Annotated in this window: 19 protein-coding genes and 2 pseudogenes; 11 read left to right on the forward strand and 10 right to left on the reverse strand. The window is 68.4% G+C overall.

Annotation, left to right across the window (positions count from 1 at the left end; all coding sequences use genetic code 11):
- The first annotated feature begins 183 nt into the window (after positions 1–183).
- On the forward strand, positions 184–1,176 hold the full coding sequence (locus ASJ79_RS10690; protein ID WP_067954924.1) for a magnesium transporter CorA family protein: 993 nt from the start codon (positions 184–186) through the stop codon (positions 1,174–1,176).
- Here the strand turns inward: ASJ79_RS10690 and ASJ79_RS10695 are convergent.
- Entirely contained in the window at positions 1,154–2,257 is a 1,104-nt protein-coding gene (locus ASJ79_RS10695) for an NAD(P)/FAD-dependent oxidoreductase (RefSeq protein ID WP_067954925.1), read from the reverse strand. The two genes, ASJ79_RS10690 and ASJ79_RS10695, sit on opposite strands and share 23 nt — an antisense overlap.
- Before the next feature lie 78 nt (positions 2,258–2,335).
- Between ASJ79_RS10695 and ASJ79_RS10700 the strand changes: the two genes are divergently transcribed.
- The 6 genes and pseudogenes from ASJ79_RS10700 (at position 2,336) to ASJ79_RS10725 (ending at position 7,043) form a co-directional block, all read left to right on the forward strand.
- Positions 2,336–2,962 carry a DUF3060 domain-containing protein gene (locus ASJ79_RS10700; protein ID WP_067954977.1) on the forward strand — a complete coding sequence of 209 codons (627 nt, stop codon included), beginning with the start codon at positions 2,336–2,338 and terminating at the stop codon, positions 2,960–2,962.
- A gap of 37 nt (positions 2,963–2,999) precedes the next feature.
- Positions 3,000–5,345: pseudogene (gene recC / locus ASJ79_RS10705) on the forward strand (exodeoxyribonuclease V subunit gamma); the annotation flags it as partial.
- Positions 5,240–5,860, forward strand: a pseudogene (locus tag ASJ79_RS10710) (DUF692 domain-containing protein); the annotation flags it as partial. The pseudogenes recC and ASJ79_RS10710, both read left to right, overlap by 106 nt.
- Entirely contained in the window at positions 5,857–6,045 is a 189-nt protein-coding gene (locus tag ASJ79_RS10715) for a hypothetical protein (protein ID WP_067954927.1), read from the forward strand. The pseudogene ASJ79_RS10710 and the gene ASJ79_RS10715, both read left to right, overlap by 4 nt.
- A 343-nt stretch (positions 6,046–6,388) precedes the next feature.
- Positions 6,389–6,637: a hypothetical protein gene (locus ASJ79_RS10720; RefSeq protein ID WP_067954929.1), complete on the forward strand. Its 249-nt coding sequence runs from the start codon at positions 6,389–6,391 to the stop codon at positions 6,635–6,637.
- A gap of 49 nt (positions 6,638–6,686) precedes the next feature.
- A complete protein-coding gene (locus ASJ79_RS10725; RefSeq protein WP_067954930.1) occupies positions 6,687–7,043 on the forward strand; it encodes a heme-binding protein in 357 nt (118 codons plus the stop codon).
- A 33-nt stretch (positions 7,044–7,076) separates the two neighbouring features.
- On the opposite strand, the gene ASJ79_RS10730 is transcribed toward ASJ79_RS10725, so the two are convergent.
- Entirely contained in the window at positions 7,077–7,763 is a 687-nt protein-coding gene (locus ASJ79_RS10730) for a GAF and ANTAR domain-containing protein (RefSeq protein WP_067954932.1), read from the reverse strand.
- Positions 7,764–8,135: 372 nt separating this feature from the next.
- Here ASJ79_RS10730 and ASJ79_RS10735 point away from each other — a divergent pair, with 372 nt between their 5' ends.
- Positions 8,136–8,585, forward strand: coding sequence for an Hsp20/alpha crystallin family protein (locus ASJ79_RS10735; protein WP_067954934.1), 450 nt, complete (start codon positions 8,136–8,138; stop codon positions 8,583–8,585).
- Between the two features lie 10 nt (positions 8,586–8,595).
- Here the strand turns inward: ASJ79_RS10735 and ASJ79_RS10740 are convergent, their stop codons facing one another.
- A complete protein-coding gene (locus ASJ79_RS10740; RefSeq protein ID WP_067954981.1) occupies positions 8,596–9,192 on the reverse strand; it encodes a GNAT family N-acetyltransferase in 597 nt (198 codons plus the stop codon).
- Entirely contained in the window at positions 9,189–9,626 is a 438-nt protein-coding gene (locus ASJ79_RS10745; protein WP_067954936.1) for a hypothetical protein, read from the reverse strand. Before ASJ79_RS10745 ends, ASJ79_RS10740 begins: the two co-directional genes overlap by 4 nt.
- 26 nt (positions 9,627–9,652) lie before the next feature.
- Here ASJ79_RS10745 and ASJ79_RS10750 point away from each other — a divergent pair, with 26 nt between their 5' ends.
- A complete protein-coding gene (locus ASJ79_RS10750) occupies positions 9,653–10,099 on the forward strand; it encodes a cupin domain-containing protein (RefSeq protein WP_067954938.1) in 447 nt (148 codons plus the stop codon).
- Here ASJ79_RS10750 and ASJ79_RS10755 read toward each other — a convergent pair.
- The gene (locus ASJ79_RS10755) at positions 10,089–10,817 is read right to left on the reverse strand and encodes a 3-keto-5-aminohexanoate cleavage protein (RefSeq protein ID WP_067954983.1); all 729 of its coding nucleotides are present in this window, start codon (positions 10,815–10,817) and stop codon (positions 10,089–10,091) included. The genes ASJ79_RS10750 and ASJ79_RS10755 overlap by 11 nt on opposite strands.
- A gap of 154 nt (positions 10,818–10,971) precedes the next feature.
- On the opposite strand from ASJ79_RS10755, the gene ASJ79_RS10760 reads away from it, so the two are divergent.
- Both ASJ79_RS10760 and ASJ79_RS10765 read left to right on the forward strand, forming a co-directional pair.
- Positions 10,972–11,919: a cyclopropane mycolic acid synthase family methyltransferase gene (locus ASJ79_RS10760; protein ID WP_067954940.1), complete on the forward strand. Its 948-nt coding sequence runs from the start codon at positions 10,972–10,974 to the stop codon at positions 11,917–11,919.
- Between the two features lie 71 nt (positions 11,920–11,990).
- Entirely contained in the window at positions 11,991–12,887 is an 897-nt protein-coding gene (locus ASJ79_RS10765; RefSeq protein ID WP_067954942.1) for a cyclopropane mycolic acid synthase family methyltransferase, read from the forward strand.
- A gap of 3 nt (positions 12,888–12,890) precedes the next feature.
- On the opposite strand, the gene ASJ79_RS10770 is transcribed toward ASJ79_RS10765, so the two are convergent.
- The 5 genes from ASJ79_RS10770 to ASJ79_RS10790 all read right to left on the reverse strand — a co-directional run bounded on the left by ASJ79_RS10770 (position 12,891) and on the right by ASJ79_RS10790 (position 19,224).
- Positions 12,891–14,126 (reverse strand): KasA/KasB family beta-ketoacyl-ACP synthase, encoded by a 1,236-nt coding sequence (locus ASJ79_RS10770; protein ID WP_067954944.1) that lies wholly within the window; start codon positions 14,124–14,126, stop codon positions 12,891–12,893.
- A 135-nt stretch (positions 14,127–14,261) separates the two neighbouring features.
- Positions 14,262–15,029 carry a VOC family protein gene (locus ASJ79_RS10775; protein ID WP_067954945.1) on the reverse strand — a complete coding sequence of 256 codons (768 nt, stop codon included), beginning with the start codon at positions 15,027–15,029 and terminating at the stop codon, positions 14,262–14,264.
- Between the two features lie 68 nt (positions 15,030–15,097).
- Positions 15,098–15,937 (reverse strand): amidohydrolase family protein, encoded by an 840-nt coding sequence (locus tag ASJ79_RS10780; protein WP_067954986.1) that lies wholly within the window; start codon positions 15,935–15,937, stop codon positions 15,098–15,100.
- 119 nt (positions 15,938–16,056) lie between these two features.
- Positions 16,057–17,481, reverse strand: coding sequence for an aldehyde dehydrogenase family protein (locus tag ASJ79_RS10785; RefSeq protein WP_067954947.1), 1,425 nt, complete (start codon positions 17,479–17,481; stop codon positions 16,057–16,059).
- 27 nt (positions 17,482–17,508) lie between these two features.
- Entirely contained in the window at positions 17,509–19,224 is a 1,716-nt protein-coding gene (locus ASJ79_RS10790; protein WP_067954950.1) for a thiamine pyrophosphate-binding protein, read from the reverse strand.

Here is a 19,224-nt window from a genome sequence, read left to right on the forward strand (position 1 = left end):
ACACCCTGACCCCCCACAGTACTCACCCCTCTCCCCACACGCCTCATTGCCCATCTCACGAGCGGTGCGCAGAAGCCTTCGCCGTGATCGCCTACCCGCCCCCGGCGGGCAACGCCGCGGCGCGCGCCCACATCGCGTTCTACACCGCCCACCGGCCTCCCGCGTCGGTGACATGATGGTCGGGTGACTCACGTCCGGGGCCGGGTCTGGCGCGCAGGCAAACCCACCGACGAGTTCGAGTTCTCGGCGGTGTCGGACTACCTGGCCGACGAGGACGCCCTGGTGTGGTGCGACATCCTCGACCCCGACCACGCGATCCTGGCCGACCTGGCACAGGAACTGAACCTCAACAGCTGGGCCGTCGAGGACGCGCTGGCCGATTCCGAACGCACCAAGGCGGTCGTCTACCGCACGCACACGTTCTTCACCGTGTACAGCGTCGCCGCCAAAGACCCACCGCCGCAGACCTTCACCGAGACCACGATCGCCCGGCACCGTATCTCGGCGTTCGTGCTGCCGCGCGGGCTGATCACGGTGCGGTTGTCCGAGAAGTTCGACATCGACGAGGTGTCCCGGCGTTTCGACGAGCTCGGCGGCCAGGAGTACGGCGTCGGCTCCCTGGTGCACGGTCTGCTCGACGTGGTGGTGGACGGGCACTTCGACGCGGTACAGACGCTCGACGACGGGATCGAGTCCCTCGAGGATGCGCTCTTCGACGAGTCCGCGCCCCGGAAAGAGTTCCAGCACCGCATCTTCCAGCTCCGCAAGGACCTGGTGGCGTTGCGCCGCGCGGTGCTGCCGATGCGCGAGGTGGTGCTGGCCATCCAGCACCGCCGGACCGAGAACAGGATCGCCGTCGAGCTCGACCCCCTCTACGCCGACCTCTACGACCATGTGCAACGTGTGTCGGAGTGGACCGAGTCGTTGCGCGACATGGTCACGACGGTGTTCGAGACCAACCTGTCGTTGCAGGATGCCCGGCTCAACACCGTGATGAAGAAACTCACCGGGTGGGCGGCGATCGTCGCCGTGCCCACCGCGATCACGGGTTTCTACGGGCAGAACCTCGACTATCCCGGCATCGACACGTTCGGCGGATTCGTCACCAGCAGCGCGATCATCGTGATCCTGGTGGCGTTGCTCTACTGGGCGTTCAAGAAGCGGGACTGGATCTGACGTCGAGTGTGCCGACCACCCGGCCGCCGGCCTTGTACACGACGGAGAACTCGCCGTCCTTGTCCGTCACGGTGGACTCGTCGTACCCGCCGCCCCAGCCGCGGTAGGACAGCATGAAAGTTCCTATCGTGCAGGAGAATCCAGGAACCTTGTTCCAGACGGCGGGTTGACCTGCGGCGGTGAGGCCGGCGACCAGGCCCTGCTGGGTGGCGTCGCGCCAGTGTTCGGCGATGATCGGCCGGCCCGCTGCGACGTTGTGGGCGATGGTGACATCGCCTGCGGCGTAGATGTCGTGCACCGAGGTGCGCATGTGTTCGTCGGCCACCACGCGGCCCTGCCGGGTCGTCAGCCCGGCATCGGCGGCCAGCCGGATGTCCGGGCGCACGCCGGTGGCGGCGACGACGACGTCGCCGTCGATCCGGCCCCCCGACGCCAGGGTCACCCCGCGGTCGTCGACCGCGGTCACCGTCGTGGACAACACCATCCGCACACCGGCGTCGGACAGCATCTCGGCGACCCGCTTGCCGACGCCGAGCCCGAATCTGCGCTGCAGCGGGGCCGACTCCGGCACCACCACGGTGGTGACCAACCCGAGCGCGGCCAGCCGGGCCGCGGCCTCGCACCCCACCAGGCCGCCGCCGATCACCACGGCGCTGTCGGCGTACCGGGCCGCCATCTTCAGCGCGACGGCGTCGGCGAAGGTGCGCAACCGCTGGGCACGGTGCCCGCCGGGCACGGTCAACGGCACGGGCGCCGCGCCGGGCGCCAGCACCAGGTGCCAGTACGGCAACCGGGCGCCGCCGGCGGTGACCACCTCCCGGGCGTCGACGTCGAGGTGTTCGACGGTGACACCCAAGAGCAGGTCGATGTCGTGGCGCCGGAACCAGCCGGCGGTGTGCAGATCCAGGTCGGTGTGCCCGCCGCCGAGAAACTCCTTGCTCAGCGGCGGTTTGGCATAGGGCAGGGCGGGGTCGGCGGACACGATGCGCACCGGGATCCGTGGACGCCGGCTACGGAACGTCTCGGCCGCGCTGACGCCCGCCGGTCCACTCCCGACGACAAGGAATCCCGGTGCCGCCATGGGCTGGGGATACCACCCCGGTGATGACTCCAATCCGAACCGTTGAGCTGCGGCGATGTGATGTGCGAACATCTGCGCATGGAGCCGTTCGGGGACCCTGAAGCCCGCATCCGGGATCTCGAGCGGCCGTTGTCCGATCAGGCCCGGGCGAACGAACTTGGCGGCGCCCATGCCCCCCATTACGGCGGGTCGCCGTATTACGCGCCGCCGCAGCGGGTGGTGCACAAACGCAACCACCGCACGGCCGTGTGGCTGATCCCGGCGGTCGTGGTGTTCGTCCTCGCTGCCGGCGTCGCCGGGTTCGTCATGTTCGGCAACACCGGCAGCTCGGACGGCCACCCGGTGCCCGTCGCCGGCGGCGGGGGGCCGCTCGACTCGCCACCGAGCGTGGCCGGCGAGACCCGCATCGACTCCACCCAGCAGGTCGTGACGGTGGGGTCCGGCGGCGTGCTGAGCATCGGCGGCGTCGAGACCAGGCAGACCGTCATGTGCGACGACGGCACGGTGATCGTCAGCGGCGTGAAGAACACCATCGACCTGCAGGGGCCCTGCACGACGGTCAGCGTCTCCGGGGTCGAGAACTCCGTCACCGTCGAGTCCGCGGGCGCCATCAGCGCATCCGGTTTCGACAACCGGGTGACCTACCGCACCGGCGAGCCCGAGATCACGCGATCCGGGGTGGGCAACATCGTCGAGCGGGGCTGAGGCGGCTGCGCGACGGCCCGTCGTAGGCTGACCCCCGATGGCGCTGCATCTGCACCGGGCCGACCGCACCGATCTGCTTGCCGACGGCCTCGGCGCGATGCTGGCCACCCCGCCGGCCGACCCGTTCGCCGAGGACCTCGTGCTGGTCTCGGCCCGCGGCACCGAACGCTGGCTCAGCCAGCGGCTGTCCCACCTTCTCGGGCGCGGCACCGGTCAGGACGGCATCTGCGCCGGGGTCACCTTCCGCCATCCGCGCTCGCTGATCGCCGAACTGACGGGCACCGCCGCCGATGACCCCTGGTCGCCCGAGGCCATGGTGTGGCCGCTGCTCCACGTCATCGACCGCTGCCTGGCCGAACCGTGGTGCGCCACCCTGGCCACCCACCTCGGCCACGTCGCCGACGGTGAGGAGAAGGCGCTGCGACAAGGCCGGCGCTACGCCGTGGCACGCCGCCTGGCCGGCCTGTTCGACTCGTACGCCCGGCAGCGGCCGCAACTCCTGATCGACTGGAGCGCCGGCCGCACCGGTGACCTGGACGAGGACCTTTGGTGGCAGCCCGAGCTCTACCGGGCGCTGCTCACCGAACTCGACGCCACCCCACCGCACGTGCGGCACGCCGAAAGCGTGGCCCGCCTTCGGGATTCACCGACCGATCTACCCGAGCGCCTGTCGCTGTTCGGGCACACCAGATTGCCGGTCACCGAGATCGAGCTGCTCGACGCGCTGAGCACCCACCACGAGCTGCACCTGTGGCTGCCGCATCCGAGCGCGCGGTTGTGGGACGCGCTGGGCGACGTCCGCGGGGTGCTGCCGCGAAGCCACGACACGTCCCACCGTCGCGTCGGTCATCCGCTGCTGGCCACGCTGGGCCGGGACCTGCGGGAGCTGCAACGCGCGCTGCCGGCACAGGTGAACACCGACGAGGGCCTGGGTCCGGCCCACCGGCCCGACACCCTGCTCGGTTGGCTGCAGGCCGACATCGCCGCCAATGGCGTTCGCCCGCAGGGGCGTTCCCGCCGGGAGGACGACCGGTCGGTGCAGATCCACAGCTGCCACGGGGCGGCCCGCCAGGTCGACGTGCTGCGGGAGGTGCTGCTGGGTCTGCTCGCCGACGACCCCACCCTGGAACCCCGCGACATCCTGGTGATGTGCCCCGACATCGAGGCCTACGCCCCGTTGATCGTGGCGGGCTTCGGTCTCGGCGACGTCGTGACCGGGGCGCATCCGGCCCACCGGCTCCGGGTCAAACTCGCCGACCGGGCGCTGACCCAGACCAACCCGTTGCTCGGTGTCGCCCGGCAGCTCCTGGAACTGGCGGGCGGGCGTGCCACCGCGGGCGAGGTGCTCAACCTCGCCGAGGCGGGGCCGGTCCGGTCCCGCTTCGGGTTCTCCGACGACGACCTCGACGCGATCGGCGACTGGGTGCGCGAGGCGAACATCCGCTGGGGCTTCGATCGGGATCACCGTCATCCCTACGGCGTCGACTTCGTGCAGAACACCTGGCGATTCGGCATCGACAGGGTGCTCGCCGGCGTCGCGATGTCCGACGACTCCCACGCCTGGCTGGACACCACGCTTCCGCTCGACGACGTCAGCAGCAACCGTGTCGAACTGGCCGGGCGGCTGGCCGACTACATCGACCGGCTGCACCGGGTCGTCGGATCCCTCTCGGGCACAGCGCCGTTGAGCACATGGCTGACCCGCCTGGTCGAGGGCCTGGACGCGCTGACCGCCGTGCCGGATGCCGACCTGTGGCAGAGCAGCCAGGTCGAGCGTGAGCTCAACGACATCCGCGCCGCCGCGGGCCGGCACGCCGGGATCGAGCTGCGGCTCCCGGACGTCAAGGCGATGCTGGACCGTCATCTCGCGGGCCGGCCCACCCGCGCCAACTTCCGCACCGGCACGCTGACGGTGTGCACGATGGTGCCGATGCGCTCGGTCCCCCACCGCGTGGTGTGCCTGGTCGGTCTCGACGACGGCGTGTTCCCCCGCATCGGCGTGGTCGACGGCGACGACGTGCTGGCCCGCGACCCGAGAACCGGTGAGCGCGACCTGCGCTCGGAGGACCGCCAGCTGCTGCTGGACGCCATCGAGGCGGCCACCGAGAAACTCGTCGTCACCTACACCGGCGCCGACGAGGTCAGCGGTCAGCGCAAGCCGCCCGCCGTCCCGGTGGTGGAGCTGCTCGACACCCTCGACGGCACCACCGCCGGCCCGGTCCGCGCTCACGTGCTCATCGAACATCCGTTGCAGCCCTTCGACATCGACAACGTGCCCGGGTGCGGCGGCTGGCGGCCTGCGCCGAGGCGTTGGGCGCACCGATCGTCAGTGAGCACGTCGCCTTCGTCCGCGCCGCCGGCATCGAGGCCGGCCACCTGCTGCCTGTTCCGCGCACCCGGGAGGCGTTGGATGCGTTGACCGCGAACATCCGTCGGACCCGGCAGAACCTACCGGTGCCGCTGGCCCTCGAGAACATCGCGTCGTTCATCGAGTGGCCCGAATCGAACCTCACGGAAGCGGAGTTCCTCGCCGAGCTGGTTGAACGTACCGGGGTGCTGCTGGTGCTGGACGTGGCGAACGTCTACGCCAACGCCCGTAACCGCGGGCGGGACCCGCATCGTGAGCTGGCCCGGTTGCCGGTGGAACAGGTCGCCTACAGCCACGTCGCGGGCGGGCACCAGGGCGAGGATTTCTACCACGACACCCACACCGCGGCCACCCCGCCGGAGGTGCTGGATCTGGTCACCGCGCTCCGGGAGCGGGTGGATACCCCGGTCATGTTGGAGCGTGACGGCTGGTACCCGCCGGCTGCCGAGTTGTTCGACGAATTGGACGCGATCGCCGCAGCCGCCGGGGCCGCGCCGATCACCACTACGGCGCGGGAGGTGTGGCTATGACCGAGGCTTCGGAGGCGCGAGAAACGTTGGCGCAGCGGCAGGAAGCCCTGATCCGTGCACTGGTGGCCGGTGGTCCGGTACCGGCAGGCCTTGATCCGGTCGCCGTTGCCGCCGCCGGACAGGTCTGCCGGCACAAGCGCAACAGGCACACCGGTTCGGGTTGGCGGCTCGCGAAACATCGGTGATCGGGGCGCAAGCCAGTGCTGCGCAGGTTCTGGCGCGTGATGCGACGAACCCGATGTGGCTCATCAGCGGAACGAGTCACCCTTCACCACCCTGCGCGGACCCGGAACGTGCGGCCGGTTCGGGTCGTAACTGGCGGCTTCGCAACAGGAGTCACCGGCTCGGGTATCGCGGGAAGTCGCCGTGCCGGTAGTGCCCAGCCGCTCGCCGGGCAGTTCGGACTCGTCGCACCAAGCGAATTCCCCCATCCTGGGGGATGCTCGTCCCCCGATACGGCGGCAGATTGAGCAGCAGCGCCGCCGATTACCGGCCCGCGAAACGTTGCGATCTGGTCGGGAGGTCGAGATGCGTAAGGCGTACTACGCAATTCCGTTTTTGGCGGCCGGAGCGGTGGCCACCGCGTTGTCGTCCGCCACGGTCGCCGGCGCCGCCCCGGTACTGTCCTGGCCGTTGCCCACCGAGTATCCGTGGTGCGAACTGGACATGTTCTGCTACGACGACGACATCAGCGTTGCTCTCAACCCACAGCGGGACCGGCATGAGGTGGGATACGGCGGCGGCGCCGCCTTCGGTAGCGATGATGACGGCAATTGACGACCACAGGGTCCCCGGCATGTTGACTCGACCACGTAGAGGAGTGGGTATGTCTGTTCTCGTCCGATCCGCAAGTGCAGTGTTGGCTGCCGGTGCCGCGTTGCTCGGCTCCAGTGCGCCGGCAGCTTCGCAGCCACCCCCGGCGCCGAACTGCTCGATCGCCGACCAGGCCGGTATCCTCTCGGGAGTCTCCGCGTCGCTGTCGGCCTACATGTTCACCCACCCGGACGTGAACGGGTTCTTCAGCAGCCTGCGCGGCCTCCCGCCCGAGGAACGGCGCGGCAAGGTCGACGCGTACATGGACATGAACCCCCGCGTGGCAGGCGAATTGCAGAGCATCCGCCAGCCGATGACGGACTTCCGCGCCCGGTGCGGGCTCCCCTCGGCGAACATGCCGGACGCCTGACCCGCAGGTCGGCGGTCCTCAACCGCGCACCGGTCACGGGCCCCGGGTCTCGATGACCTTGACGGCGACGTCGATGAGCTTGGTGTTGCTGTCCTGCGACAGCCGGCGCAACATCTCGAACGCCGCGACGTCGTCGACGTTGTACCGCTCCATGATGATGCCTTTGGCCTGGCCGATGCGGTCCCGCGTCGACAGGGCAGACTCTAGTTGCTCACTCTCGCGGCTGGCCATGATCGCGGCGGCCGCGTGCGCGGCCAGCACGGCGCCGACCGTCTCGGCCTCGCCGTCGAAGGCATGGGGCCTGAGCGCGAACAGATTCAGCGCACCCGCGGTCTGCGCACTGGTGTAGAGCTTGAACGACAGGCTGCTCAGCACTCCGATCGCGAGGGCAGCCGCGGTGTACTGCGGCCAGCGTTTCTCGGTGCGGAAGTCATCGGTGCGCACGATCAGGTGGTCGAGCGCGGCGTCCAGACACGGCCCCTCGCGGTAGGTCATCTGCAGCTCGTCGAGCCGTCCCGGCAGGTCCGAGGTACCGGCCACGGACCGGAACCGCCCCTCCTTGCCGACGAACAGGACGCCCGCCGCGTCGGCGCCGGGGATGAGGTCCATGACTTCTCCGGTGACATCGGACAGCACGTCCTCGACGCGGCGGGGAGCTGCCACCGTCCGGGCCAGCTCAGCCATCCGCTTGGCCAACGTGTGGCTGGAGGTTTCGGTCATCGGCGCAGGGTTCCCCATCGTCCCGATGCATACACGCGAGCGGGGTTTGCGCCCCGTCACACGGGGCAATGCAGGGCACCAGACAGTGATGACGGTCGACCGTGATCACTGTCGAGGTCTCGTCGGTTCAGACTGCGAGCCGGCGGGGCCGCCCGCCCTTCCGATCACCGTGTCAGGTGTGGTACCCCGTCCAGCCGATTGCGAGTCCTGGAAACGCTGGCTCAAACGCCCAGGACCACGCCGTGCGACGCCCGAAAATTCCCCCGGCAGGGGCTAGCACTCTCCAAGTGAGAGTGCTAATCTCGCTGGTGCACAGTGATTTGGCTGCCCGCCAGGGTGGCGGGCTCTGAGTGGCATAGGAGGTGGATTGCTGTGCTTCGTTTTGATCCGTTCAGTGACCTTGATGCCTTGACCCGGGGCTTGCTGAGCAGCCAGACCGGATCAAATCGAGCCCCGCGGTTCATGCCGATGGACCTCTGCAAGATCGAGGACCACTACGTCCTGACCGCCGACCTACCCGGTGTCGATCCCGGATCGGTCGACGTGAACGTCGACAACGGCACGTTGACCATCTCGGCGCACCGCACCGCCCGGTCCGACGAGTCGGCCCAGTGGTTGGCCAACGAACGATTCTTCGGCAGCTACCGCAGGCAACTCTCGCTCGGTGAGGGCATCGACACGTCCGCGATCTCGGCGACGTACGAGAACGGCGTGTTGACGGTGACGATCCCGGTCGCCGAGAAGGCCAAACCGCGCAAGATCGAGGTCAGCCACGCAGGAAACCAGAAGTCGATCGAAACGACGACGGTCGAGGCCGGGTAGTCCGGCGGCGTCAGCCGTTGCGGTCCAGCCGGAAGCGCAGGCTGGACCGCACGGCCGGCCACTCGATGTCCAGGATGGAATACACGACGGTGTCCCTGCGGGATCCGTCGGGTAGCAGCTGGTGACTGCGCAGGACGCCGTCGAGCTTGGCGCCGAGGTGCTCGATCGCGGTCCGGCTCGCGAAGTTGAAGAAGTGCGTGCGGAATTCGACTGCGACACAACCCAACACATCGAACGCGTGGCCGAGCATCAGCAGCTTGGCCTCGGTGTTGACCCCGGTCCGGCGCACCGCCTCGACGTACCACGTGTTGCCGATCTCCAGACGCCGGTTCGCGCCGTCGACGTTGAGATAACTCGAGGACCCGACCAGCGCGCCGTCGCGACCGCGCACCACGAACGTCAGCCCTGTGTCCGGAGCCTGCCGGGCCAGCCGCATGTCGACCCAGTCTCCTGCCAGGCCCGCCTTCGGCGCCCCGGTGAACCACAGCCGGCCCAGCTCGCCGTCGGCGGCCAGGCCCTCCACCTCCGGGACATGTTCGCGGCCAAGCGGTTCCAGCGTGACCCAACGGTCACCCACCAGGGTGACGGGCTCGACGAAACCGCTCATCGCATGCCGGCCGGCGCCGGCGACGTCCACGCCGACACCATCGCCCAGACCGACAGCACCACCGCGGCCAGCGCCAGCGCCGCGGCGACATACAGACCGTAACCGGCGGACACCGGCGGGTAGACATAGAGCCGGTAGAACCACACGGCCAATACGACCAGCACCACCGAAATCGCCAGCGCGGCCGTGGAAGCCGCCCGCCCGGAAATCCCCCGCGCCGCCATCGCACCCGCGACCACCAAGGTCGACGCCAGCAGCACCACCAACTGACCGACCCCGAAGCCCGGTGGAGGCGCCGGCATGGCGCCGACGACCCCGCCGATCGCGTTGGCACGGCCCCCGCTCTCTGCCGAATTCAGCCACGGCAGCCATCCGCTGACAGCGACGAGGAGTGCGCACAGCGCGACCAGCCACCCCGGGAGCGCACGAGCCATGCCCCGCACCCTACTAAAGTGAACCGATGAGCGATCTTCCCGAGTGGGCGCGTCGACTCGACCTCGCGCCGCATCCCGAGGGCGGCTGGTTCAAGGAGACGTGGCGCAGCGATCTCACCATCCCGCAGTCGGCGCTCCCGCCGGACTACACGGGGGTTCGCAACGCGGGCACCGCGATCCTGTTCCTGCTGATGCCAGGCCAGCAGTCCGCCTGGCACACCGTGCGCAGCGCCGAGCTGTGGCTCTATCACTTCGGCGGGCCGCTGGTGCTGGAGGTCGGGTCCGAGCAGGAATCGGCGACCACCCATCTGCTCGGCGCCGACCTCGCCGCCGGCGAGATCCCGCAGTTCGTGGTGCCGCCCGGACACTGGCAACGCGCCCGACCGCGCGACGACCAACCCTGCCTGGTGAGTTGCGTCGTGGTGCCCGGGTTCGACTTCGCCGACTTCGCGCTCGGCGCGTCTACCGACTGAGCAGCTCCACTGCGGCCGTCACCAGAGCCGCGTTGCCGTCGGCGGTGGTACCGTCCGGCAGCAGCAGGGTGTCCTCCAACCCGATGCGGGTCTGCAGTCCTCGCGCTCCGGCGTGTTCCAGTAAGGGCCAACAGCTTTCGTCGAGTCCGTGCAGCAGCACCGGCGCCGGCGACCCGGCCGCGGCGATGATGCCCAGCAGTTCGTCGGCGGTCGCGGCGTCACCGTCGGCGCCGAGTTCGATCATCACGCGCATGCAGTGCTGCGCGATGTCCGACGCCGCCCACGACTGAGCCGCCTCGGCGTGGAAGATGCCGACCTCCACCCCCAGCCCACGGCTGAGCAGCAACTCGGCCAGCTCCGGTGACCCGGGTTCGTGCCAGTTCAGCGACGTGAAGTCCGGCAGCACCGTCCAGCTCTCGACGGCCCGCAGCCGCTGCGCAGGGTCGGGCAGCGCCCAGAAGCCCGTCGTCACGCCCAGCGGCAGGCCCGGCAACGCCTGCCGTACCGCGGCCACGGCGGCATCGACCTCGCCGGCGAGCAACGAATCCACGCCGTCGGCGTTCTTCGGATGCATGTGCACGGCCCGTGCCCCTGCCCGGTGGGCGGCCACCGCTTCGGCCGCCAGTTGTTCGGGGGTGACGGGCAGGTTCGGATGCTGGTCAGGCGTGCGGGCGCCGTTGATGCACGCCTTGACGTAGCTCTGCGGACTGCGGGACATGCAGACCATCTTGACGTCCTTGGGCGTGGGGCGCGCGGCGCGCGGGGTACCGCGCGTACATTCACATGCGGACCGTTTTCACGTTCCCCAGGCGGGGTAGTAGAGAACCAGCGTCCCGCCCGGGCGTGACATCTCCATGCCGACAGGACACCCGATGCCGAACAGCCCAACCGACCGAGTGAATCAGACCGCTGAATCCGCCTGGCTGTCCAAATCCGCGTCTCAGACCCGAGGCTCGGACAAGAAAGAAGTCCAGTTCCACTACGACATCTCCAACGACTTCTTCAAGCTCTGGCAGGACCCGTCGCAGACCTACAGTTGCGCGTACTTCGAGCGCGACGACATGACCCTGGAAGAGGCGCAGCTCGCCAAGGTTGACCTGTCCCTCGGCAAGCTGGGCCTGGAGCCCGGGATGACGCTGCTCGACATCGGCTGCGGCTGGGGTTCGACCATCCAGCGCGCCGTCGAGAAGTACGACGTCAACGTGATCGGGCTGACGCTGTCGGAGAACCAGAAGCAGCACATCGAGCAGAACCGGTTCCCGAACATCGACACCGGCCGCAGCATGGAGGTACGGCTGCAGCCCTGGGAGGAGTTCGAGGGCAAGGTCGACCGGATCGTGTCGATCGGCGCGTTCGAGCACTTCGGCTTCAACAAGTACGACGACTACTTCAAGAAGACCTTCAGCTGGATGCCCGACGACGGCGTCATGCTGCTACACACGATCATCATCCCCAGCGATGAGGAGATCAAAGCCAAGAAGCTGCCGTTGACGATGTCGAAGGTCCGCTTCATCAAGTTCATCATGGACGAGATCTACCCCGGTGGCCGTCTGCCGCTGGCCGCTCAGGTCACCGACGCGGCCAGGCGCAACGGCTGCACCGTGACCCGCGAGCAGCACCTGCAGCCGCACTACGTCAAGACACTCGACACGTGGGCCTCGAACCTGAAGGAGAAGAAGGACGAGGCCATCGCGATCACCTCGGAGGAGATCTACGAGCGGTTCTACAAGTACCTGTCCGGTTGCGCGGACCTGTTCCGCGACGGTTACACCGATGTCGTCCAATTCACCTGTGAGAAGCAACAAATGACGCCGGTGTAGTAATTTGGGTACGCGCGTTACCTGAATACAGACATACGGAACTAAGTCCGCTTTTCGGATGGAGGTCGGGGATGGCCAAGCGCACGGTGAACCCGCCCGAGTCGGGTAAGGACATGGAGCCCCACTTCGAAGAGGTCCAGGCGCACTACGACCTCTCCGACGACTTCTTCGGCCTGTTCCAGGACCCCTCCCGGACCTACAGCTGCGCGTATTACGAACGCGACGACATGACGCTGGCCGAGGCGCAGCTGGCCAAGATCGATCTGGCGCTGGGGAAGCTGGATCTGCGGCCGGGTATGACGCTGCTCGACATCGGTTGCGGCTGGGGATCGGTGCTCCGACGTGCGGTCGAGAAGTACGACGTGAACGTCGTCGGCCTGACGTTGAGCCGCAACCAGTGCAAGTTCGCTCACGAACTGCTCGACGGGCTGGAGACCGAGCGGTCCCGCCGCATCCTGCTGCGCGGTTGGGAACAGTTCGAAGAGCCCGTCGACCGGATCATCAGCATCGAGGCGATCGAAGCGTTCCCCCAGGAGCGCTACGCGCCGTTCTTCAAGATGTGCGCCAGCGTGCTGCCCAGCGGCGGGCGCATGCTGCTGCAGGCGATCCTCGGGCATCCACTGAAGAAGTGGCCCGAGATGGGCATTCCGATCACGATGACCGACCTGAAGTTCATGCGGTTCATCGCCAAGGAGATCTTTCCCGGCGGTTCGGTGCCCGGTGAGGAGAACATCCTCGAGCTGTCCACCGACGCCGGGTTCATGCTGGAACACAAGCAGTACCTGAACAAGGACTACGTGCGGACGCTCGACACCTGGGCCGAGGCGCTGGAGGCCCACCACGACGAAGCGGTCGCGGCGACGTCCGAAGAGGTCTACCAGCGGTACATGAAGTACCTGACCGGCTGCAGCGACTTCTTCAACCGCGGCATCAGCGAACTGGGCCAGTTCACGCTCGTCAAACCCTGACGGTCAGGGCCGGCCGAACACCAGCGAGACGTTGTGGCCGCCGAACCCGAACGAGTTGTTGATCGCGTACTGGTAGTTCCCCGGCCGCGGGCTGCCCGCCACCACGTCCAGGTTGATCTCCGGATCCAGGTTCTTCAGATTGCGCGTCGCGGGCACCACGCCGTCGCGCAGCGCCAGCAGCGTGAGGATCGACTCGACGGCGCCCACCGCGCCGACCGAGTGCCCCAGCGCCGCCTTCGGCGCGTACACCGCGGGCGCGTGAGTGCCCAGCGCGTTGTTGATCGCCACCGACTCCGCGACGTCGCCCACGCTGGTGCCGGTGGCGTGGGCGTTGACGTGGTCGATGTCGGTCGGTGACAGGCCGGCCAGCTCGATCGCCCGCGCCATCGCGTATCCCGCCCGCTTGCCGTCCGGATCGGGCGCGACCATGTGGTAGCCGTCCGAGGTGATGCTCGCCCCCATCAGGCGGCCCAGGATCCGCGCGCCCCGGGCTTTGGCGTGCGCCTCGGTCTCGATCACCAGCAGCGCGCCTCCCTCCCCGAAGACGAAGCCGTCACGGTCTTTGTCGAACGGCCGGCAGGCGCCTTGCGGGTCGTCGTTGTTGGTCGACATCACGATGCGCATCTTGGCGAACGCGGCGATCGGCACCGCCTCGATGCGGGACTCGACTCCGCCACAGATCGCGATGTCCGCCTCGCCGAGAACGATCTGGCGCCAGGCCTGGGCCACGCCCTCGGACCCCGACGCGCACGCCGACACGGGCGTCACCATCCCGGCGCAGGCGTGGTGTTCGACTGCGACCGCGGTGGACGGGCCGCTCGGGATGTACTGCTGCACCGTGGTCGGTGCGACGGCCTGGTACCCGCGGTGGCGCAGGTCGTCGTAGGCGAAGATCATCATCTCGATGCCGCCCATCCCGGTGCCGATCGACACCGCCAACCGGCGGGGATCGACTTCGGGTGCACCGGCGTTCTCCCAGACCCGCCGGCCGAGCACCAGCGCCATGCGCTGGAGGTAGGAATTGTTCGCGACTTCCTCGGGAGTCAGCTGGTCGTCGAACGTCTCCAGCAGGTGGCCGCCGATGCGGACCGGCAGGTCGAATTCGTCGACGAAGGAATCCTCCAGGTGACGGATTCCGCTGCGTCCCGCGAGCAGCGCCTGCCAGGTCGATTCGACGTCTGTGCCGAGTGCCGTGGTCATGGCGATCCCTGTCACCACCACTTCCGGAAACTTCACCATGGTCCCCTATGCCGCCGAGGCTGTCGCCGGTGATGCCTGTACCCGTCATTTTCCCCACGACACGCGGGTCACGCCATGGGTATGCACATTGCTGTGACTGAACAGGCGTTCAAGAAGGCGACAAGGGGGACCAGGTCACCTCCCGATCGAGGACAGGTTGAACGCGGCGCCGGTCGCATCCGTGACGGCGGCCAGCCTGCCGTACGGGGTGTCCTCCGCGGCGCGCACGACGGCGCCACCGTTGTCGACGACGAGCTGCACGGTCTTGTCGACGTCGTCGGCGCCGAGGAAGAAACACCAGCTCGAGGAGGCGTCGCCGATGGTGCTGCCATCCATCACACCGAGCAGCGCCGCACCGTCGAACATCGCCGTGCTGTAGCGGAATTCGTCGGAGTCGGACACGGTGTCGGTGTTCCAGCCGAAGACCGTGTGGTAGAAGCCGAGCGCGGCGGCGTAGTCGCGGGTGGTGAGCTGGTGATACACCGGCGCGCCGGGTTCGTCGACGACCTCGAATCCGCGGTGCCCGGTGGGCTGCCACAGCCCGAAGAACGCTCCCGTCGGGTCGGTCACCATGCCCATCCAGCCCTTGTCCTTGACCTCCATCGGTCCCACGCAGGAGCTGCCGCCGGCCGCGGTGGCCGCGGCGACGGCCGCGCTGATGTCGGCGGTGTGCAGGTAGGTGGTCCAGGCGTCGGGTGCGTTCCACTGCGGATCGTTGACCATCAATCCGGCGACCGGCCTGCCGTCGCGCAGTGCGGTCACGTAGCCGCCGTAGTCGGGCCCGGCCGCGTCGAAGGTCCAGCCGAAGACCGTGCCGTAGAAATCCTGCGCACGGTCGAGGTCGGAGGTGGCCAGTTCGATCCAGATGGGGGCGCCCAACGGGGCGGTGGTGCGGACGGGCATGTGAACTCTCCTCGGTGGTGGGGGTAGGTCACCGATGCAGACCGCAGCCACCGGGAAAACTCATCGCGCTACGAGGCGAGGCCGAGAACCCGCAGCGCGTTGCGTTTGTAGATCAACGGCACCACGGCCGGGTCGATGTCCAGGGTGTCGAAGTCGCGGCGCCAGCGGTCGATGTGGATGTACGGGAAGTCGGTGCCGAACAGCACCTTGGTGCGCAGCTGGCGCCCCATGGCGTGCACGAGCTGAGGCGGGAAGTACTTCGGCGACCAGCCCGACAGATCGATGTAGACGTTCGCCTTGTGCGTCGCGATCGAGATCTGCGCGTCCACCCACGGCACCGCGGGGTGAGCCATCACGATCGTCAGCTCCGGGAAGTCCGCGGCGACGTCGTCGAGCAGCATCGGGTCGCTGTAGCGCAGCTTGATGCCGTGGCCGCCGGGCAGCCCGGAACCCATGCCCGTCTGTCCGGTGTGAAACAGCGCGGGCACACCCGCTTCGGCGATCGCGTGGTAGATCGGGTAGTACGCGCGGTCGTTGGGTTCGAAGGCCTGCATGCTCGCGTGGAATTTGAAGCCCTTGACCCCGTGGTCACGAACCAGCTCGTGCACGCGGTGCACGGCGTGGCGGCCCTGCCACGGGTCGACGGACCCGAACGGGATCAGCACGTCGTTGTTTCGCGCCGCGCCGGCCACCAGGTCCTCGATCGAGTTCGGGGCGTGCCGCATGCCGTGGCGGGCGTCGATGGTGAACACCACCGCGGCGGTGTTGTGGCGCCGGTACTGGTCGGCGACGGCGTCCACGCTCGCGGTGATGCCTTCCGGCATCCTGAAGTACCTGGCGGTCGCGTCGACGAGCACGTCGTCGTAGGCGCGGTAACCGTGGCTGTCGACCTCGACGTGGGTGTGCATGTCGATTGCCGCGACCGCATCGAAATCGATTCCGTACTCGTACTTCTCGCTCACGATCCTCCTGCGAATCGGGCGCGCTCGAGCACCGCGGGGGTGCCTGAGCGCGCCCGATCCACCGACTAGGCCGGGGCGTAGCCCAGCGCGGCCTTGACCTCGAGGAACTCGTCGAACGCGAACGGGCCCCATTCGCGGCCGTTGCCGCTGCGCTTGTAGCCGCCGAACGGCGCGGCCATGTCGAAGCCGTGGTTGATCGCCACCGATCCGGCCCGGATCCGCCGTGCCACCGCGCGCGCCTTCTCCAGGTCGGCGCCCGAGACGTAGCCGGCCAGCCCGTATTCGGTGTCGTTGCCGATCTCGACGGCCTGGTCGAGGTCGTCGTAGCCGAGGATGCACAGCACCGGGCCGAAGATCTCCTCGCGGGCGATCGTCATGTCGTTGGTGACGTTGGCGAACACCGTCGGTCTGACGTAGTAGCCCGTGTCGATGCCGTCGGGGCGGCCGGTGCCACCGGTCACCAGGGTGGCGCCTTCGTCGATGCCCTTCTGGATCAGGCCCTGGATCTTGTCGAACTGGGCCTTCGACGCCACCGGCCCGATCGCGGACTTGTCCTCGGGCACACCCACTTTGACCGCGGCCGCGGTCTCGCGGGCGACCGCGATGGCCTCGTCCATGCGGGAGTTCGGCACCAGCATCCGCGACGGCGCGTTGCAGCTCTGGCCGCTGTTCATCATCATCACCGAGGTGCCCGCGGCCACGCTCTTGGCGAAGTCCTCGTCGTCGAGCACGATGTTCGGGCTCTTGCCGCCCAGTTCCTGGGTGACCCGCTTGACGGTCGGCGCCGCGTTGCGGGCGACCTCGATGCCCGCCCGCGTCGATCCGGTGAACGACACCATGTCGATGTCGGGGTGGCTGGAGATCGGGGCGCCGACACCGGGACCGTCGCCGTAGACCAGGTTGTACACGCCGGCCGGAACCCCCGCGGCCTCGAGGATCTCGGTGAAGATCTGCGCCGAATACGGGGCCACCTCGGACGGTTTGAGCACCATGGTGCAGCCGGTGGCCAGCGCCGGGAACACCTTGCACGCGATCTGGTTGATCGGCCAGTTCCACGGCGTGATCAACCCGCACACCCCGATCGGCTCCTTGACCACCAGCGTGCTGCCGTGCTGCTCCTCGAACTGGAAGTTCTTCAGCGCGTCGATCGTGGTGGCCAGGTGGCCCATGCCCAGATTGACCTGCGGTCCGGACGCCAGCGACGCCGGCGCGCCCATCTCCTCGGTGACGGCGTCGGCCAGGTCGCCGGACCGGTTCTGGTACTCGGTCATGATCGCGCCCAGCAACTCCAGGCGCTCCTCGCGGCTGGTGCCGGCCCAGGTGGTGAACGCGCGCCGCGCCGCGGTGACCGCCAGGTCGACGTCCGCCGACGAGCCCAGCGCGATCCTGCCGGAGATCTCCTCGGTGGTCGGGTTGTCGACCTCCAGGGTGTTGGGCCGGACCGGGTCCACCCACTGGCCGTCGATGTAGTGCTTCAGATACTCACGCATGGTTCCACTCTTCCCTAATTCGCCGGCCTACTGGGTGCCTTCTGCATACCAAGTGCGGAATCGGTCGTACTTGGGCATCTCCTCGGAGTTGGCCTTCGGGTCGATGCAGACGTGGACCACCGCGGGCTTGCCGCTGGCGAACGCGCGCTGGATGGCCGGACCGATCTCGTCGTCCTTCTCGACGTACTCGCCGTGGCAGCCGAAGCCCTCGGCGATCTTGTCCATCCGGACGTCCTTGCTCCAGTGCACGCCGGGCTGCGGCGACGGCTGCTCGAATGTCCGCTTGTAGACACCCACTTCGAGACCCCACTGGTGGTCCACGCCGACCACACAGACCAGCGGCAGGTTCTCCCGCGCCGCGGTCTCCAACTCGGCGATGTGGAACAGGAACGCCGAATCGCTGGTCAGCAACATCACCGGGCGGTTACGGCCGTCGGCGACCGACGCGCCGACGGCATAGGGCAGTCCGGTGCCGAGGTGACCGAAGTTCTGGTTCCAGATCACGTCGCGCGGCTTGGTCTGCGAGTACGTCCACTGGAAGATCACCGTGGCGCCGCCGTCGCGGACCAGGATGCCGTCGTGGGCGTACTCGTCGAACGCCTTGGTGGCCTCGACGACGTAGCGGGCCGGATGGATCGGGGTGCGCCCGCTCGGGGCTTCGTCGGCCACCCGGGCCAGTTCGGCGGCGTCGGCCTTCACCAGGGTCTCCAGATTGGGCGACGGTGTGCGTGGCGTGTCCCGCAGCGCCTCGACCAGTTGGGGCACCACCCCTCGCAGATCGCCGACCAGCGGCACGTCGAAGGACCGGTTCACCCCGATCGCGGTCGGGTCCTGCTCGACGAGAACCCACTTGCGGTGGGCGTCGTTGCCGGCCCAGTGCTGGGTGCGGCCGTAGTGCATGGGTTCGCCGAGTTCGGTGCCCAGCGCCACGCACAGGTCGGAGTCCTCGACGGCCTGGTTGGCGGCCGGGGAGAACAGGTACGGGAAGGTGCGGTCCTCCAGGCCGGGGATGAACGAGGTGCCGCCGGAGGTCTGGATCACCGGGCAGGCCATCAGCTCGGCCAGCTCCTTGACCTGCTGCTGCGTGCAGGAGGTGTGAACACCGTGGCCCACCAACAGGACCGGGCTCTGCGCCTGGCGGATCAGTTCGACGGCACGGGCCACCTCGGGGGCGCCGGCGCCCTGCCCGACCAGGCGGTAGGCCGACGGCGGCGGCGCCTCACCCACGTTGAGTTCTTCGAGGATGACGTGCGACGGGAACTCGATGTAGGCCGGGCCGGGGGTGCCGGACATCGCGCGCCGAAGCGCCTCGTGCACGATCTCGTCGGTCTGGTCGGCGTACTCAATCGAGCTGCTGTACTTCACCGACGGCGCGAACAGGCCCTCCTGCTGCACGAACTGGATCCGGCCGCGACGCACCCGGCGCTCGGTGATGCGGGCGCGCTGCCCGCCGAGGAAGATCACCGGCGAGTTCTCCACCAGCGCGCACATCATCGCGCCCGCGATGTTGGCGACACCGGGGCCGAGCGTGCCGATGCACAGGCCGGGTTTGCCGGTCATCCGCGACGCCGCCTCGGCCATGAATCCGGCGCTGAGCTCGTGATGCGGCGCGACGACCGACCACCCGCGGGCGTCGGCCTCGGCGAACATGTGCACGAAGTTGGGGTCGGGAATGCCGAACAGCGTGTTGACGCCCTCCGCCTCGAAGAGGTCGAGAATGCGCTTGTACACGGGTACACCCAT

This window comes from Mycobacterium sp. NAZ190054 (genome assembly GCF_001545925.1).
GTDB lineage: Bacteria > Actinomycetota > Actinomycetes > Mycobacteriales > Mycobacteriaceae > Mycobacterium.